This window comes from Clostridium ljungdahlii DSM 13528 (assembly GCF_000143685.1).
GTDB classification, from domain to species: domain Bacteria; phylum Bacillota; class Clostridia; order Clostridiales; family Clostridiaceae; genus Clostridium_B; species Clostridium_B ljungdahlii.
Window position 1 is genome coordinate 2,006,441 of sequence record NC_014328.1, and the last position, 18,911, is coordinate 2,025,351.

Below are 18,911 nucleotides of genomic sequence, written 5' to 3' on the forward strand. Positions count from 1 at the left end.
TTTATTCCTTTTTAAATTAAAAATTTTCATCACACAATAAGTTGAGGTGCATATAATATTGTAGGTAAATATGCTTAAAAAATAGCTGGGAGATGTTATTTTATGGCCAAGCTAATAAAAGTAAGAATGCATTATTCAAAAGACCCTAAAATAATGGATGAACTGGAAACAAGAATGGCAAGAGTTTTTGCAAGAGCACTTATAAGCGAATTACGTGTTGAACAAATAGATGAACTCATAAAAACATTAAAAGAAAGACAAACATGGAAGAAATAAATAAGTATAGACATATTGAAAACCATTCAAACTAAAATTAAGAATATGAAAAAAGTGAGTGTACCTTCAGAGGAGGTATAAGATGGAAAACAAAACTAAAATGAGATTTGAAAATATAGAACAGAGAGATAAGCAGTTAAAAGAGTTTAGAACTATAAAATATATTATAGATAAGAAAAATCCTTTAATAGTATGGATATATATTTAAAAAGTAGTAGGGGAGGAATGAGTTTGAGTAAACTATATGAGATTTCAGAGAGATACAGAAATTTGGAAGATTTATTGGACAATCCGGAGTTAGAAAATGCCAAAAGTGATATAGAAAGATCCTTAGATTCAATTAACGAGGAATTTAATGTAAAAGCTGAAAATATTGCTAAAATAATTAAATCGAAAGGTACGGACATTAAAGGTTTGGAGGAGGAAATTAAAAGACTTCAAGATAGAAAAAAAGTAACAGAAAATAAAGTCTTAAATTTAAAAAGTTATTTATTTGACCATATGAAGATATTAAAGAAAGAAAAAATAAATGGTAAACTATTTACTCTTTCAATAAGAAAAAATCCACCTTCTGTTAATGTAATAGATGAAGATGCTATTCCACAAAGGTATAAGATTCCTCAACCATATAAACTGGATAAAACGGCTATATTAGAAGACTCAAAACAAGAAATAAAGATAGATGGTGTGGAAATTAAACAATCCACAAGTTTAAGTATTAGATAGAGGAGGTGAAGCAATATGAATAAGGAGGTACGGCTTTTAAAAGCAGATGAAATTGAAATAAGGGTACAGAGCTTAAAGAAAACTCCAAATGGTGTAGGGTGTGTTTTGCTCTTATATAAAGATGCAAGAGTTGATATGAAAATACTTGATGAAACCTTTGGAATGACAGGGTGGAAAAGAACCCATGAACTTATAAATGGAAGACTATTTTGTAATATAGATATTTGGGATGATGAAAAGAAACAGTGGATTAGAAAGCAAGATGTGGGAGTGGAAAGTTATACGGAAAAAGAAAAAGGTCAAGCTAGTGATAGTTTTAAAAGGGCAGGATTTAATATTGGAATAGGAAGAGAACTTTATACAGCTCCTTTTATATGGATCGGTTTACAGCAGGGAGAATTTGCTGAAAAAGATGGTAAAGTTACTCTGTCGCCAAGGGTACATTTTCAAGTTAAGTCAATAGGATACAATAAGAATAGGGAAATTAATCAGTTGGAAATTCAAGATAATTATTATAGATTAAGATATTCTTTAGGAAAAGCTGCTGGTGACCAGAGTAAAACAGTTACTATAGACAACAAAGACGTAATAAATAAAAATGAACTTCACTGTGAAAAGTGTGGAAACATCATATCGGAAAAAGTAGCAGATTATAGCAATAAAAAATTTGGAAAAATGTTATGTATGAATTGTCAGGTAAATATCAAAGGTGCCCGAATTTTAAGTACGGCAAAATAAACAGAGTTCTTGAAACCATATGGATACTTATTATAGACATGTCAAAACATCCTAGAAAGATGACCTTTTGACATGTTGCTTTTATTTGAATTTTAATAAGATCGCAATACTGTAAGTGGAGCATGCTTATGACCGGGAAAATCTAAATTTTTGTGTCTAGTAAGGCTGTCTGTGATGCTTATTAGATCTCCTGCTCCAAGTGCAGTGATTTCTTCTGCAGCAGTGTATCTGCCGTTATTTCTCATTATTCCTCCTACATTTCCTAGGCCAAGTACCATGTCGGTTTTTTCATATATAACTACATCAGCACCTGCTTTTTTAGCAGATAAAGCTGCGGCACATCCAGACCATCCTGAACCAATTACTATTATTTTCATAAAAAATACCCCCTATAATAATCTTCTACCTTTAAATAAATCTCTTGGATCCATTTGCACCTTACATAGTCTTCTAACTATGTCACCATCATAGTGTTTGGTGCAGCTTGCACATATTCCTTCACCGCAGCTCATTTTGGAATTATTGCAGCAGGAAAAATTTATGGATTTGTTTTTTGAATTGTTCATTTTATCTATAAAATCTATAATTTCATAACTCATTATATCCGGGCCCCCACAGTGAACTAAATTTATGGAATTTTCCCGCAGAATTTTTTTAAGCATTAATTTGAATTTCTCAGAGAGATTTCCCTCGTCTAATATAGTGCAATCTAACACTTTTGATTTGCATTCTTTAAAATAATCCTCATAAAAATTTTCTTTAAATTGTGTGTCAATAATAGATATAACCTTGTTCTTATTGGAATATAATTTTTTCATAACTGGAATAGAAGGAGCAATTCCTATACCTCGGGCTATAATTAATGATGTACCATCTTTAGCATTAGAAATATTTGAAAGTCCCATTATTCCATTTGAAAACGGTCCTCTAAGAAGTATTTTATCGCCTTTATTTAATTTAAAAAGAGCTTTAGTTTTTGTGCCGCTTGATTTTATTGCAACATCTAGGGTATTATTCGTATTATCTGCATTTATAATAGAAATTGGTACGTCGTAATAATTTACACTTTCTTTATTTCTTAAAAATACGAAGCTTCCAGCATTGGATAATTCTCTTACTAGGTTTTCTGGTGCTTCTAAAGTAAACATGCAAAGAGAATCTTCAGCTACTTTTTTGTCTAATATAGGACAATCATAAGTTTTTCTTAAATTTTTTGCTTTTTTACCATTGGAAATATATTGTTCATATATACAAACTCCACACCAGTCTTTGCATTGGCAAAACTCTTCACCGGAAAGTTGAGAGCATAATATACAGTCAAGAGTCTCTGCCAGGTGGCATGGACAATAGTCACTTCCTGCATCAATACAATACATGTAAATAACCTCCGTTGATATTATTATAAAACTATGTACAATATTAGATTATTTTTCAGAATGATTTTTGTTACTTTAAAATGAAAAACTATGTTAGAATAAAAACATTGACTGCTAAATTTAATTACTTAGATAGGGGTGTTTTGTTGAAAAAAGGATACATATATTCCGCATTGTCTGCTATATTATTTGGAACTTGCGGAATCATAATAAAAATTGCTTTCTCGGAAGGGGCAAATTCTATAAATATATTGACACTTCAATATATGATGTCAATTCCAATTATGTTTCTAGGCATACTTATAATAGATAGTAAGGCTTTAAAAATAGGGAAAAAGGATTTATACCACACAGCAGTTCTTGGTATAGTGGGTAATACTTTCATGACTATTTTCTATTATATGGCTTTTAATTATCTTGATGTTTCAATGGTTACCATACTGCTTTATACATATCCCGCTATGGTTTTTATTTATTCAGTAGTATTTCAAAAAATGCAGGTAAGTTTTAATAAGATTTTTGCTCTTATTGCAACTTTTATAGGCTGTTTTTTAGCTTTGGGTCTTAACCAGAGCATAAAGACATTTTCAACAAAAGGTTTTATGTATGGAATTCTGGCAGCAGTATTTTATGCCTTTATGAATATATATACGGAGAAAAAAATGGACAAATTAAATCCACTTGCAGTTAACTTTTACTCCATTATATTTTCATTTTTATCATTAATAATTTTTAAGTTTCCAGTGGACGTGTTTAGACAGGATTTGAATGGAAAATTAATTGTTTGCATTATAATATTAGGAGTGTTTTGTGAGATAATACCTTTAACTTTGCTTTACGCGGCAATTAAACATATTGGATCTTTAAAAGTTTCAATAATAGGTAATTTAGAAATACCAACAGCTATGTTTCTTTCATTTCTTATTTTAAAGGAACCTTTATCACTACTTCAAGTTTTTGGAGCAGCACTTGTTATTTATGCTATTTATAGTATAAAAAAAATGGATTGAGTTTTATCTAGTTATCACAGTCATATTAGGTGACTATGATAACTATTTCAGACTGAAAATTGAGATTCATGCATTAATAGACAAAGTATATTAATGGAAGAGAATATTTAGATATGAAAATTACTTTAAAGATTTTTGCTTTTTGCTGTAAGAACAAGCTTTCTTTTCGATAGTATCTAGGGATTCACTTAGACATTCTTCAATAACATCAGGTGTTATTAATATATTTTCCTTTTTCAAATTACCGCCTCCTTTTACTTAATAGACTTAATTATATTCTAGTAAACGGAATATGTCAACTAAATTATTTAAAAACACATCCTTTTACTGGAACAATATATAGTATATAGTTATATAGCCTAAAATATGACTACGATATAACTAATAATTAAATATTCTGCTGTAATTTTTTTAATATGTAAATACTATAAATAGTAATATATTAAAAATAGGGGGGATATTAGTGAAGAAAACCATAGCTTTCATAATTTCAATAGTTATATCAACATGTGGAGGAGAATTTGTATATGCTAAAACTGCTTATGGTGTAAGTAGAATAAGTGGGGCAAATAGATATGAAACATCTGTAAATATAGCAAATAATTTTAGCAGTGATAAATTGAAAAATGTAATTATTGTAAGTGGAAGTAATTTTCCAGATGCATTAGGAGGCTCTGTGCTTTCAAAAAAAGAGAATGCTCCTATATTGTTAGTAGGAAAAGACGTAAATTCCAGTGGAGATGCTATTAACTTTATAAAAAATAAGTTAAGTAGAGAGGGAACTATCTACATATTAGGAGGAGAATCGGCTGTAAGTGAAAATTTTGAGAGTTATTTTAATTCATTAGGATACAGCAGCATTAAAAGATTAGGGGGAGGAGATAGATTTGGCACAAATTTTATAATTGACAGATACTTAATGACAGCAAAAGCTACTCCAGTAGTTATAGTAAATGCTTTTGGATTTGCAGATGCTTTAAGTGTTTCAAGTATTGCTGCGTCAAAAGGATATCCTATTATCATGACTAATTCATTTAACTTACCTGATGAAACAAAAGAAACACTGAAAAATATAGAGCCATCTAAAGTATTTATTATTGGTGGAGAATCATCAGTAGCAGGTAATATAGTAAGTCAGTTAAAGGAAACTGTCCCATCACTCAATAGTAATGACATAATAAGGATAGGGGGCATGAACAGATATGATACATCCTTAAATGTATGTAAATACTTTAATCAAACTTCAAATGAAGCTGTCATTGCAAGTGGTGAGAATTTTCCTGATGCGTTATCTGCAGGTGCACTGGCTGCAAAAAACAATGCACCAATAATATTAACAGATGGAGCTAATATATCAGATCAAAAACAATATTTGGATGGATCCAACTGTGAAAAGGTTATTTTAGTAGGTGGCACTGTAGCTGTAAGTGAAGATGTACAAGATGCTTTAGAGGGCAAAGCTGTTATTTCAAATGGGGATGCTAAAAAATTGCTGCTTCAGGGTGACGATGCTTTTAAGAAAGTATTAAAAATTAATGTGGATGGAAACTCCTATATGGATGTATCAGGCATAAGCTATGCTCCCGTAACAGATAACATAGGGGAATACAGTTCTATAAGTGAATATTTAAATGAAAACTATGGATTGAACAATTATTATACGAAGGATTTTGTAAGTGCTCTAATAAGTTTTGTATTTAAGGATATTGATGGTAAAGTTTATATGAGATATGGAAATCCTGAACCTGAACTTACTGTTGAAAATTCTGAAGTAGTTTCTAAGAAATATGATGGTAATAAAGCGGATATTACATTAAAGGGTTATTATTATGGAGAGTTATCCTATGCCAATGCCACTTTAGTTTACGATGGAAATAGGTGGCTCATAGATAAGTTTGATAACTGGGGAGTAGAGTAATTTACCTTGCAATAAAAGAAGACTATGAATTTTTTAAATTTATAATCTTCTTTTTATTACAAACTTTAGACAAAATAATCTCTTGAATAAGATGAAAAAGATGTTTATTTATACTATTTTACTTTTATATTTCGGTCAATATCATGTTGAAGACTAGGTATAATAGGGCATACTAGAGCTGTTATATTTATATTATGGTACCTGTATTGATTTTTGATATAGAGAATACTATAATAGCAACTATAGGCAGTTTGGGACGGAAGGTGCTATATTTATGGTGAGTACTTTAGAAAAAGAGCTATTTTCCATAATTGAAAATTTGAAAATTGCAGGATATGTTTCTTTTTATAGTAGATATAAAACAGTATTTTTTATTGCAGTAACCATAGTTGCAGTACTATTATCATTTGTAATTATATTTTATATAAATATAAAAAAAAGAAATTTAATGGAGCAAAGATATAAATTAGCTGCAGAAAGTTCTAACATTGCTATTTGGGAATATGACATAGAGAAAAATAATTTTTTTGCTTCAGATAAGTGGAAAGAAATTACTGGGTACAAAGTTAGTAAAAATGATAATCTTAAGATCATATTAGAAAAATTGTTACCAGATGAAAATAAAAAGATAATGCTAAATTATTTGGAGAATCACCTAGCAGGGATAACTCCTTTTTATGAATGCGAGTTTAAATTAACAACTAAAGGTGGAAAGAAAAAATGGATTTTTATTAGAGCAAAGGCACTTAGGAATGCAAAAGGAAAAGCTTTAAAAATAGCAGGCTATGTTACTGATATTACAGAACAAAAGCTTATACAGGATAAAAATAAATATCTAGGCTATTATGATAGCTTAACAGATCTTCCTAATAGAAAAATGTTTCAAGATAAGCTAAATAAGGTATTGAAAAGCTCTAGTGAAAATGATAAAAAAGGGGCATTACTTTTTATAGATGTAGATAATTTTAAAAGGGTAAATGATACTTTAGGTCATCAATGTGGAGACAAGCTTCTTCAATATGTGGCAAATACATTAAAAAATATTATGGAAGAAGATAATACTGTATTTAGATTAGGCGGAGATGAATTCTTGATAATACAGCATGATATAAAGGATAAGAATGATATTGTAAAAGTTTGTAATAAAATAATATTTGCATTTAAAGCACCATTTAAAATAAACGAAAATTTAATTCATATTAGTGCTAGTATAGGCATCTCCATGTATCCTCAGGATGGGACTACAGCTGATTCTTTACTGAAAAATTCAGATATAGCTATGTATAAAGCAAAAGATTCATGTAAAGGCATATATAAATTTTATAATAGAAGGATGTCTTATGAGGTTTCGAGAAAAGCGGAACTAGAAGAGGGGCTTAGAACTGCTTTAGAAAATAATCAATTTCAGTTATATTATCAGCCTGAAATTGACTGTAAAACTGGAAAAATCAAGGCTATGGAAGCTCTATTAAGGTGGAAAGTTGGGGAAAATGAATTCGTTTCTCCAATTGAATTTATTCCCGTAGCTAAAGACACATCATTAATAGTTCCTATTGGTAAGTGGGTACTGGAAACTGCTTGTAAGCAGCATAAACAATGGTTAGATAAAGGGTATGATTTTGGTATTATATCAATAAATGTCTCAAAGGTTCAATTACAGCATCCCAGTTTTTTTAAAATGGTAAAAACAGTTTTACATGAAAGTAATCTTCCACCAGAGCTTTTGGAAATTGAAATTACAGAAAGTGAAGTTATGCAATCTTTACAGTCTAATATAGCTGCCTTAGAAAAATTAAGAAGACTTGGAATAAGCATTGCTCTAGATGATTTTGGGACAGGCTATTCTTCATTAAATTATTTAAGATTACTTCCTATAAATACTCTGAAAATTGATAAGTTTTTCATTAATCGAATTCATCTTAATTCCAGAGATTGTTCTGTGGTAGATGGCATAATAAATCTATCTCACAAGATGAATATAAGTGTAGTTGCTGAAGGAGTGGAGTTTGTAAAACAATTTCAAATACTTCGATCTATGAACTGCAATAAAGTTGAAGGATACCTGTTTAGTAAGCCTATGCCTGTAGAAAATATTGAAAGTGTGGTTTATTCAATAGGTAAGTTTAATAATATGTTGGTATAAGTTGAATATGATTGTATTTAAATACATTATATTGTTATACAAAAATAAGGACTGTCACACTGAGAATAAATTTTACAACATATGGTATTAGCAAGCAAATTACAAAATAATATGTTGTATGTAAATTTCTTAGTGTAACAACCCTTTTTTTAATAAATTTATTAATGTTTCCCTGTCAATTCCTGTTCTCTTTTAGGATTTGCAAAGCTAGGTTCTGTAGGATTAGGGTCTCCATAGTATCTACCTGGTGTTGAAAGGTCAAAATACAATTTAGAATCTTGGGTTACACCAAAATCCTTATTTGAACCTGTAGACTTAACGTTATTTAAGGCCTCTCTAAATAATGCATTGTGAGCTTCTTCACGATTTAGTAAGAAATCTATTGTCTCACGTACATATTTATCGTTGATTTGGCGATATAGGTATTCATATACTACTTTTGCTCTTTGCTCGGATGCTATATTTGAAAGCAAGTCTGCAACAAGATCTCCTGTAACGGTTACATAATTTGCAGTCCATGGTTCGCCAGAAGAGTTCATTAATACTGGTGCTAATCCACCTAATACATGAGTTTCAATTTCTCCACTACCTACTGAATTGAAATCAACTGAATGACCGTTCAACAAATTTACAGTCTGAGCAACCATTTCCATATGGCTGAGTTCTTCTGAACCAATATCTAAAAATAAATCTTTTATTGCAGGATCATTTACTCTAAAACTCTGTGATAAGTACTGCATGGCAGCCTTGAGTTCGCCATTTCCACCACCTAATTGTTCTTGCATTAGTACTGCATACTGTGGATTAGGTTTTTCTACCTTAACTTCTTTTAAAAGTGGTTTCTCATGTTTAAACATTAGTATATCAACCTCTCCTTCATTTTGTAATTTATATTCATAAATCTAATTTAGTTTTTACAAAATGAACAGATATAATACATCTCATAGTTGATGTAATTTCAATATATAAAAAACTAAAGGAGAAGATTGAATAAAAACGTTATTGGCATTTTTAATTAATATGTTAGGAATTGTATTTAAAAGTTTATCTTATTTGCTGTCTTAAATTTTTAAATAGCTCAAGCATAAAGGCTTGTTCATTAATTATGTGTCTAACTAGTTCCTGCCAAGCTTTATTTGCTTTTGCGAAAGTAAGCAATTGAGGATAAAAAGATAGGGCACGGGTATCGTAATATATAAATTCATCAATTAATTTTTTTATATGCATAGTATATTGAGCAGGATTGGTGCTTGTAGATTTTTTCAGCTGAACTGCATTGTTATATAATTTTAAAAATGCATTGTGAATATTATTTAATCCATCTACTATAGGCTTTGGTAGTTTAATATTAGAAAGGGAAGCCACAGTTTTGAGAAAAATTGGATGGTCACTTGAAATATGAGACCACAGTTGAAGTTCGTTGAAAACGCAAGTAAATTGATTCATGTAAGTGTAACAATACATGAGCTACCTCCTGATAAAATTATACATAATAATATAATATGCAGGTTATTACAAAAAGGTTACTGTAATAAAATTATTTTTAAACAGGCACATTAAGTTTTTTTAAGCATCAGGTGGAGTCAAAACTCAACCTGATACTTAGAAATCTGATTATAATATTTTCCTCAATAAATTAATGTCTGTTATAGGTTTTTTGCAGGTAAAGTTTTCACAAATGTATGTGGTAGTTTTGTTATTGATGTCTATATAGTTTTTTATAATAGGGGAAATAGTGCTCAAATCTTTATTTAAATTGCAGTACAAAATTGAAATTGTAAAAGGATTAAATTTCTCATTTATCATATGAACTACTTGCTTACCTTCCTCAATGTTGCTTCCTGCAGATACAATAATTTGCCTTATAGGTGATTTTGAAAATAAAAGTGATATAAGAGAAAATGAGCATGCTCTTGGAAAGCTATTTATTTCTCTTGAAAAAGCGTCAAATAGCTGTTTAGCTTTATCTTCAAAATCATAACTGCTTGTTAAATGGGACAATCGCAGCAAATTTAATGTGGCTACGGAATTACCAGAGGGAATGGCACTATCATATATTTCCTTTGGCCTTGTAATTAACTTCTCACCGTCATTTCCATATAGGAAGAAGCCTCCATTTTCTTTATCCCAGAAAAGTTTTAATAAATCTTCATTGAGTTCCAGTGCTTTTTTTAGGTAATCTGTGCTGTAGGTTGTTTCATATAATTCTATAAGTCCCCATATTAAAAAGGAGTAATCATCTAGGTAGCCTAAAAAAGAAGCTTCTCCATCACGATATCTTGCAAGGAGACGGCCGTCTGATTTAACTAAGTTTTTATAAATGAAGTCTACAGCTTTTTTGGCAGCTTTAGTGTATTTGGAGTTGTTTAAAACTCTGGCAGCTATTGACATAGCACCAATCATAAGACCATTCCAGGAGGTTAAAATTTTATCATCTTTATAAGGATGTATTCTTTTTTCCCTTTCAGCAAATAATTTTTCTCTGCAGTTTTCTATAAATTGCATATCATCTTCTGGAATAGAACTATTTATTAGATTCAAAATATTTTTGCCTTCGAAATTTCCGCCTTTTGTTACATTAAAATAAGAACAAAATTTGCCACTATCTTCTTCTTGAAGTATATCTTTTATTTCTTCCTCTGACCAGACATAAAATTTACCTTCTTCGCCTTCAGAATCAGCATCTTCTGCAGAGTAAAAACCACCTTCATTTGAAGTCATGTCCCTTAGTACATAACTCAGTATTTCTTCTGCTGTTTTACAGTATTTTTTATTACCTGTAGCTTGAAAGGTTTCAATATAGGCTATAATTAAGAGCGCATTGTCATATAGCATTTTTTCAAAATGTGGAACAAGCCATTTTCTATCTACAGAATAGCGGCTGAAGCCAAAACCTATATGGTCATATATTCCACCTTTTCTCATGCAGTCCAATGTTTTTTCAACCATTTCTAAAGCAGAGGAATCTTTGGTTTTGTAAAAATATCTGAGCAGAAAAAGCAAGTTATGTGCTGAAGGAAATTTGGGAAAGTCTCCAAAGCCTCCATATGTAGGGTCAAAATCATATTTGAAATTTAAAAAAGTTTTTTGAAAGATATCTTCATTAATGGTTTCATTAGAGGTTTCATTTGAATTTTTTAGGGAATCTAATATTTGTGTGCTGGCATTTAAAAGTTCACTTCTATTATTTTTCCATGCCTTTTTAATGTAGTCTAAAATAGACATCAACCCCATGAGCCCATCTCTATTATTTTTGGGGAAATAGGTACCTGCAAAAAAAGGTTTTTGATCAGGTGTCATGATAATTGTAAGGGGCCATCCGCCGCTTCCAGTGATGGACTGACATACATTCATATATATACTGTCTATATCAGGCCTTTCTTCTCTGTCCACTTTTATGGAGATGAAGCTGTCGTTTAGCATTTCAGCTACTTCTGTGTCTTCAAAACTCCCCTTTTCCATAACATGGCACCAGTGACATGTACTGTATCCTATGGATAAAAATATAGGTTTATCTTCTGATTTTGCCTTCTTAAATGCTTCATCTCCCCAAGGATACCAATTTACTGGATTGTGTGCGTGTTGTAAGAGATACGGAGATTTTTCATTTATTAATCTATTGGGTGTACTTGTTAGGTTCATAGAATCACCTCCTAAAATTTATTCTTATTATAGATTTATCTTTTGGGGAGAAAATTATTCAAATAAAAGTATGTTTTGAGTGGTTTAATATTTAAAAATAAGGTAAAGCAGTTTATGAAAAATATTGAAATTAGAGCTGGTAAAGGATTTTGAGATGAAATTGTTTTTTAGGTAAAATTGTTTATGGTAAGTGTGGTATCTTTTAAGGTAGAGAAAAGCAGCGATGATAAAAATGTGATTAAGGTATGGGCAAAGCATATCTTCTATGACCTTTCTTATTATTTTATAGAAAGCATGAAAGCAGAAAACTGCAGTGTGAAAACATCTTTGGAGAAATCTTTAGTAGGAGATTTAATAACCATATATACAGCAGATAGTGATATTATAACTGCAAATACAATACTTAATAAAATGATTTAATTTACTTAAATTTTATGACATAAGATAAGTGGCATTATTGATATAAAATGGTTATACTGGTTATAGTAGGGGGAATCAACATGAAAAAAAAATTATCAGGAATTATTTTTACTGCAGCTATATTTTGTGGGATGTTTCTCACATCAAATGTTGTAAGTGCAGCAACACTACAAGATAGATTATGTGGTAATAATAGATATGAAACTAATTCTAAAATTGTAGACTCAGGTTGGACATCATCAGAATATGTTGTAATAGCAAGTGGAGAAGGCTTTGCAGATGCACTATGTGCGGCACCTTTAGCTGAGAAAAATAAAGCACCTATACTTTTAACTAGCAGGGATGCTTTAAGTTCAGAGGCTAAAGAACAATTAACAAGACTTAAAGTAAAAAGAGTATTTATTGTTGGTGGAACAGCATCCGTATCTGATAATGTAAAATCTGAAATAACAAATATGAATATTGAAACTACTAGAATATATGGACAAAACAGATTTGAGACATCATTAGCGGTAGCTAAGGCTTTAGGAAACATTAATGGTGTGGTAGTAACAAATGGATTTGGATTTGCAGATGCTTTATCTATAGCACCTATAGCAGCAAAAAAGGGAATGCCAATATTACTTACTGACAAGGATGATTTATCAACACCAATTAAGGAGTTTTTGCATAATAGTTCTTATAATGAAAGTTATATAGTTGGTGGAACTGGAGTTATAAGTGACAAAATATCCTCACAGTTGAACAATGTTACAAGGCTTGGAGGAAATAGTAGATATGACACAAATTCAGCTATATTAAATCATTTTACTAATGATTTTAGTTATGATAAAGTTTATATTGCGTCAGGAGAAAATTATCCAGATGCATTATCTGGCAGTGTATTAGCAGCTTCAAGTAACTCACCTTTAATTTTAGTAGGATCTTACGTTGATCCTTCAGTAGAATCTTCAATAAAAGCTCAACACGAAAAATATAATAATGTAGTAGCTTTAGGAGGTACTGGAGTAGTCACAGATTCAGTAATAAATAGTATTGTCAGTGGGGTTTTTATACCAGGCATAAGCGATGATGAAATAAAAAATTTAATATATAATGCAGATCAAGCATATATTCAGATTCATTCACTTGGATCATATGATGAGAATGACAGTATACCTACTGAACGAGAAGGAGAAACTTATTATAAACTAAAAGACAATGTAAATACCTATGATAAGCTATTTAATTATTATAATAAATATTTTTCAGAAAAAAAATCAAATTACTTTATAAATACAGATTTATTTATAAAGTCAAATAATATTTTTTATATTCTTGGTTGTAATCCTGGAACAAGACCTTTATTTTTACAATCTAAAATAGAAAATAAAACCGTAGATAATAATAAAATAAATGTAACTTTAAATTGTTATCATGAGGACGATAATACTGAAGAGGAAAGTCCTTCTGATTGTACTTTTACTTTAATTTATGAAAATGGATGTTGGTTAGTAGATGACGCAACTAGTGGTATGGATTGGAATGATTTCAAGTATAGAGATAACCAGAACTAGGATTACAAGAGAACAAGCAATTGAAATACAATAGAGTTATTATTGTAGGGAAGAAGATACATAGTTAACTTCTGCCTTTAATAATAGTTTTTACCTAAAATGACACGGTTTATATCTTATTTTTTATGGTAATTAAAGATATATTTATTAGCTTACAAAATAACTTATGAATCTTAAAAATTGAATAGTATTTGACAATAAAAAGAATATGAATTTTTCAAATCTTGCATTTTACAAAAAATGAAAGAAAATTCAGGAAAATGACATATTTGCGTTGACAAAGACAAATATCAACATTATAATTTTAAATAACAACATAAGTATCCACTTACTTTGGTTAAAATATATTGAGTATTCTTAAGCATTTCTTTAGGCTCATGCATTTTAAAATTTTAATTGTCTGAATTTATTGAATATAAGAAATACAACAAAAAGATGAAATGTAAAAACTTAGAGAAAGAAGGAAGCTGGTATTATGAATAAAAAGGTTATTGGAATAAAGGCAAGGATTTTAGTATCTTCAATGGTAGTTCTCTTGATAACTTTAGTAAGTATTAGTAGTATTATAATTTATCAAATTAATAAAAAGGCTTATGAAGATTATTTTACTAATTCTAACGAGCAAATGAAAATCGTTTCTCAAGCAATTAACATTTTTTATGATCAAATTGACAAAAATATTGATATGTTAGCAAAAAATCCTGTGATAATGACAGTTGATAATAGTGTTACGACTTATAAAAATACAACTCAAGATACTCCAATGAAACCTTCAGCTAAGGCAGGAATTGAACAGGAAATTTATAAAGTATTCGAGCAATATGCAAATAGCCACAAAGGTACAAGCTATGTATATTTAGGAACAGAAGATGGAGGATATATACAATGGCCAGAAGAGAATATACCAGCAGGATTCGATCCTTCAAAAAGACCTTGGTTTAATGATGCAATGAATAAAAAGGAAAGTGTTATTAGAACAGCTCCATACAGTTATAAGTCTCAACTGCTTACAAGTAATGCTCGTACATTTACTGATAAAAATGGCAAAATTATAGGTGCCATAGGAGTGGATGTACAGCAAACTAATATTAGCGATATGTTAAATAAAATGAAAATTGGTAAAACAGGGTATTCAATGATTGTGCATAGTAACGGACTTATAATGGCAGATGGAAAAAATTCTAAAAACAATTTTAAAAAGGTTGGAGAAGTTGGTATTAATGGATTAGATAAGCTTTTAGCTAAAGACCCAAAATCATTTGATGTTGTTGTTAATGGTGAAAAGTATATTGTTAATCCCTATAAAGTTGAAGGAACTGATTGGATATTAGCATCATTTATGACAGAAAAAGAGTTAGGAGCCAGTGCAAAAGCAATAGTAAATATAGTGATAGTTTCTGCAGTGGTCATGTTAATATTGGCAATTATTTTATTTAATTTTCTTTCGAGCAGTATAACAAAGCCTATCTTAGCAGTGACAAAAAAAGTACAAGATTTTGCTAATTTGGATTTTTCAGTATGTGAAGAGTCAGATGAACTAAAATACTTAAACAGAAAAGATGAAGCAGGAGATATGGTGAGAGCCTTTGTAAGTATGAGAAAGAATGTATCAGAATTCATCATGAAAACTGCGGATTCAACAGAAAAAGTTGCAGCTTCATCGGAAGAGTTAACTGCTACTTCTGAACAAGCAGCTACTGCATCAAATGAAGTAAGTAAGGCTATTGAGGAAATTGCGAAAGGAGCTACTGATCAAGCTAAAGATACTCAAATGGCAGCTCATAATGTAGAGGATTTAGGTAATTTATTAGAAAAAGATTTAAATTATATTGAGGAATTGAATGTTGCAGCAGTTGAAATAGAAAGGCAAAAATCAGAAGGTTTTTCAATTTTGAAAGAGCTTGTTGAAAAAACTCAGAAAAATAATGATTCTGCAAATAGTGTTTATCATATTATAATGAGTAATAATGAAAGTGCAGAAAAAATTCAAAATGCTAGCACTATGATTCAAAGTATTGCAGACCAGACAAATCTTTTAGCTTTAAATGCTGCAATAGAAGCTGCAAGAGCAGGAGAAGCAGGTAAAGGCTTTGCAGTTGTTGCTGATGAAATAAGAAATCTTGCAGAACAATCAAATAATTTTACAAATGACATTAAAACAGTAATAACTGAATTAAAGGTAAAATCACAAAATGCAGTTGATTTGATGCAACAAACTAAGCAGATAATTGAGGAACAAGCTTCTAGTGTTGGAGAAACTGAAGGAAAATTTGAAGGAATAGCAGAGGCGATAGATTCTATAAAAACTGTAGTTAATAAACTTAATACTTCTGCCAATAAGATGACAGAAAATAAAGACAAAATCATTGAGGTAACTCAAAATTTATCTGCAATTTCTGAAGAGAATGCTGCTGGAACAGAACAAGCATCATCATCTGTGCAAGAACAAGTCACTACAATTGAAGAAATTGCCAAAGCAGGAGAGAGCTTAGCTACAATTTCAGAAGAATTAAGAGTGTTAGTAGACAGATTTAAGGTCTAGAAAAAAACTCTATACCAATTATATTTAAATCAAATTTTTTAAATTTAATGCACAAAGGGGGATGAAAGTTGGAAAATATAACTTCCCTTTTGTGCATTAAGTTATATTTTTGACAAATAGTACTATATATAAGTAATTGAGAAACCAACTGATAATAAATTTACTAGAATGTTAAGTAAGAAAATTATGATAAAACAGCAACACAGTTCCTTCCTTTGTAAATATGTTAATAACAGTAATTACGCAACATAAAAAGAACATTGAAAATTTGTTACTTTGGCTGATAAGTAAAAAATTGTTTATATAAGTGATGTATTAGTCTATAATATAATAAAAGTATTATTTGTTGGAGGAATTATTTTTGAAGGCGTCTTTTCCGAACGAAAAAATAATGACATACAGCCATCAATTAGTGATATTTATTATAATTTAGATGAATTGAGAGAATGCGTTGAGAAAATACGATATTTGATATAGTATATGATTAAAGGATTAGGTAACAGAATCCCATATTTAACATTGCCACAGCATTGAATTCTGTTATCATTTTCTATAACATATTTCTATTATTATTTTTTCTTTTTTCTAAATAAAATTGCCCGGCTCCAGATAACATCAAAGATAGCTGGGGCAACATTTGTTTCCGGGTTTGCATAAATCCTGAAGCCTACATAAGCGTCCTCATTGTTATCAACACCATATGCTGATCCAGAGGGGTTACCGGTACTGTAGGGTATTATAACTTCGTTACCTTCCTCAACTTTTCTTGCCATCTTTACTGCATAATAGCATTTCGAGTTTTTATAATCTTTAGGAAAATACTCGGTAGCAGGATACTTTAACTCATCTGTAATATTGGCTCCTGCAACGCCGTTCCAGTATTCTTCGCCGTAAAAACTTATGTTGAAAAATGTTGCAAATTCAGCTTGTACGTGATCAACGCCATATAGTATCACAAAATCTTCATCGGTTTCTAATTGGAAATTGTCTGTTCTTATATAGAGCCCATCTCTGTTGTCATAATACACAGGAACATCCTGTAATATTCCCTCATAACCATCAAGTATCCAGAGTTTTGAATCCAGATCCACAGGTTTATATTCTTCATTTTGATATTTCTCAATTATCTCATTTCGCAGGTAATTAAGTTCATTTCTTGCATAAGGAACTACCTGGAATTCAGTGGTACCAGTTTCATGCATTTTAAGGTTCGGTATTGGCCAGAGATTTGTATAGGAATAAGGAGTTTTTGGAGTAATACGTAATACCTTCACATAGTTTTTAAGGTTATTGATATAATTCCAGCCAGCATCATGATCTAACCAAATTGCAGCTCTCATTATAAACGAGAAAGTATCTTTTCCCTTTTCAAGCCCAATGTTCGTAAGTCCCATAGGAATGTTGTCGTCATTCATAATACCGGGATTAAATCCTGATTTAATTAGAGCATCACGCATTTGCTCGTTAATGCCTTTGTCTGCAGTTGTAATGATGATAGTAGAGCTGTTAAACGGATCTCCAGGGGAACCATAAGGTGTATTATCAGTCCAGATATTATGGTTATTGATTTGATCACCCATGCTGGCACCGATGTTGTGATAAAAACCAGTATAGTCATTGCCTACCGTAATAGTATTACTGTAATCTTTTGACGGTTCGTTTTCTATAAATCCAAGGTAGCTTTTGTAACTAAAGTTATATGCGGTTGGAGGGGTCTTTCCAATTAATACAATAGCTTCATCAGCACGCAGCTTATAGTCTAAACCAGGTGCTGCGTATTCTATATTAGCTGGATAATTATTAGGATTATTAGGATTATAGCCTTTTGGAGGTTTCTGAGCCGGAGATGGATCTTGGTTTGGTGCCGGTGGAAGGAGATAGGTTGCATATGGAGCACCTGCATTGTTTGCAAATGCGGTGTCAATTATACCTTCACTGACTAGCTTTAGTATATCAAAATACTTCAGTTTACCCTCCTGAACAATAAAACCTCTGTCTTCTAATGTAGAGATAAAACCTGTTATCTTTGTATCCTCAGCATTTGTATAATTAGAGAATTGTCTCGAGAAGTTTCGGTTATACATTGGGGTATTAACGCAGTAAGGGCATGAATACGTTTTGCAACTATTACACATGGTGGAAGAACTATACGATGGAGTATTAAAGTAGTAAGAATGTGTCTTATGCATATTATAAATTCCTTTCAAAGACTTTTTATCATCTTATGTTAAGTGAGTAAAATATGTGCACTAATATGTATAAATGATACGTTCTTGTGGTTATATCCAAAATGAGGAAAAAACTTGAAATAAAACTTGAAATAATGTATTATCAAATAGTCATCGGATAAAAGTAGACAAAAACTGAAATAAAAAAAGTGAAGAAGATATAGAAGAAAATCTTAAGCAAAGAGCTTGAAAAAATCAATAGATTTTTTTATTGTATAAGAACATATTATAGACAAAAGTTAGTAATACGAATGGTTTGAAGCCCTTGAATGTATATACATTCGAGGGCCTTCGTATGTGAAAGAGGACAGCAAGAGGATTTGAATTGAATCTTTA

At 30.6% G+C, this 18,911-nt stretch carries 15 protein-coding genes and 1 pseudogene; 10 read left to right on the top strand and 6 right to left on the bottom strand.

Translation table 11 applies throughout. The annotated features are described in order from the left end of the window. Positions 1-102 precede the first annotated feature (102 nt). From CLJU_RS22575 to CLJU_RS09105, 4 genes are all read left to right on the top strand, one after another. Positions 103-276 (top strand): hypothetical protein, encoded by a 174-nt coding sequence (locus CLJU_RS22575; protein ID WP_013238507.1) that lies wholly within the window; start codon positions 103-105, stop codon positions 274-276. 82 nt (positions 277-358) lie between these two features. Further along, positions 359-484, top strand: a complete 126-nt coding sequence (locus tag CLJU_RS23145; RefSeq protein WP_013238508.1) for a hypothetical protein — start codon at positions 359-361, stop codon at positions 482-484. A gap of 17 nt (positions 485-501) precedes the next feature. Further along, on the top strand, positions 502-1,002 hold the full coding sequence (locus CLJU_RS09100) for a siphovirus Gp157 family protein (RefSeq protein ID WP_013238509.1): 501 nt from the start codon (positions 502-504) through the stop codon (positions 1,000-1,002). A 15-nt stretch (positions 1,003-1,017) separates the two neighbouring features. Further along, positions 1,018-1,740, top strand: coding sequence for a hypothetical protein (locus CLJU_RS09105; protein ID WP_013238510.1), 723 nt, complete (start codon positions 1,018-1,020; stop codon positions 1,738-1,740). 119 nt (positions 1,741-1,859) lie between these two features. Here the strand turns inward: CLJU_RS09105 and CLJU_RS09110 are convergent. Next, positions 1,860-2,117: pseudogene (locus CLJU_RS09110) on the bottom strand (FAD-dependent oxidoreductase); the annotation flags it as partial. A gap of 12 nt (positions 2,118-2,129) precedes the next feature. Further along, positions 2,130-3,116, bottom strand: coding sequence for a sulfide/dihydroorotate dehydrogenase-like FAD/NAD-binding protein (locus CLJU_RS09115; protein ID WP_013238512.1), 987 nt, complete (start codon positions 3,114-3,116; stop codon positions 2,130-2,132). 146 nt (positions 3,117-3,262) lie between these two features. Between CLJU_RS09115 and CLJU_RS09120 the strand changes: the two genes are divergently transcribed. The 3 genes from CLJU_RS09120 to CLJU_RS09130 all read left to right on the top strand — a co-directional run bounded on the left by CLJU_RS09120 (position 3,263) and on the right by CLJU_RS09130 (position 8,187). Further along, complete coding sequence (locus CLJU_RS09120) at positions 3,263-4,126, top strand: DMT family transporter (RefSeq protein ID WP_167317021.1); 864 nt, start codon at positions 3,263-3,265, stop codon at positions 4,124-4,126. Positions 4,127-4,589: 463 nt separating this feature from the next. Then, positions 4,590-6,044: a cell wall-binding repeat-containing protein gene (locus tag CLJU_RS09125; RefSeq protein ID WP_013238514.1), complete on the top strand. Its 1,455-nt coding sequence runs from the start codon at positions 4,590-4,592 to the stop codon at positions 6,042-6,044. 274 nt (positions 6,045-6,318) lie between these two features. Further along, positions 6,319-8,187 (top strand): sensor domain-containing protein, encoded by a 1,869-nt coding sequence (locus CLJU_RS09130; protein WP_013238515.1) that lies wholly within the window; start codon positions 6,319-6,321, stop codon positions 8,185-8,187. Positions 8,188-8,348: 161 nt separating this feature from the next. Here CLJU_RS09130 and CLJU_RS09135 read toward each other — a convergent pair whose 3' ends face one another. From CLJU_RS09135 to CLJU_RS09145, 3 genes are all read right to left on the bottom strand, one after another. After that, the gene (locus CLJU_RS09135; RefSeq protein ID WP_013238516.1) at positions 8,349-9,044 is read right to left on the bottom strand and encodes a manganese catalase family protein; all 696 of its coding nucleotides are present in this window, start codon (positions 9,042-9,044) and stop codon (positions 8,349-8,351) included. 187 nt (positions 9,045-9,231) lie between these two features. Then, positions 9,232-9,651: a DUF2935 domain-containing protein gene (locus CLJU_RS09140; protein WP_023163477.1), complete on the bottom strand. Its 420-nt coding sequence runs from the start codon at positions 9,649-9,651 to the stop codon at positions 9,232-9,234. A 150-nt stretch (positions 9,652-9,801) separates the two neighbouring features. Next, positions 9,802-11,829: a thioredoxin domain-containing protein gene (locus CLJU_RS09145; protein ID WP_013238518.1), complete on the bottom strand. Its 2,028-nt coding sequence runs from the start codon at positions 11,827-11,829 to the stop codon at positions 9,802-9,804. A gap of 183 nt (positions 11,830-12,012) precedes the next feature. Here CLJU_RS09145 and CLJU_RS09150 point away from each other — a divergent pair, with 183 nt between their 5' ends. From CLJU_RS09150 to CLJU_RS09160, 3 genes are all read left to right on the top strand, one after another. After that, on the top strand, positions 12,013-12,249 hold the full coding sequence (locus CLJU_RS09150; protein ID WP_041705093.1) for a hypothetical protein: 237 nt from the start codon (positions 12,013-12,015) through the stop codon (positions 12,247-12,249). A gap of 80 nt (positions 12,250-12,329) precedes the next feature. Then, on the top strand, positions 12,330-13,805 hold the full coding sequence (locus CLJU_RS09155) for a cell wall-binding repeat-containing protein (protein WP_013238520.1): 1,476 nt from the start codon (positions 12,330-12,332) through the stop codon (positions 13,803-13,805). A 475-nt stretch (positions 13,806-14,280) separates the two neighbouring features. Continuing rightward, the gene (locus tag CLJU_RS09160; protein WP_013238521.1) at positions 14,281-16,347 is read left to right on the top strand and encodes a methyl-accepting chemotaxis protein; all 2,067 of its coding nucleotides are present in this window, start codon (positions 14,281-14,283) and stop codon (positions 16,345-16,347) included. 569 nt (positions 16,348-16,916) lie between these two features. Here CLJU_RS09160 and CLJU_RS21290 read toward each other — a convergent pair. Next, entirely contained in the window at positions 16,917-18,431 is a 1,515-nt protein-coding gene (locus tag CLJU_RS21290) for a hypothetical protein (RefSeq protein WP_148222373.1), read from the bottom strand. Between the last annotated feature and the right edge of the window lie 480 nt (positions 18,432-18,911).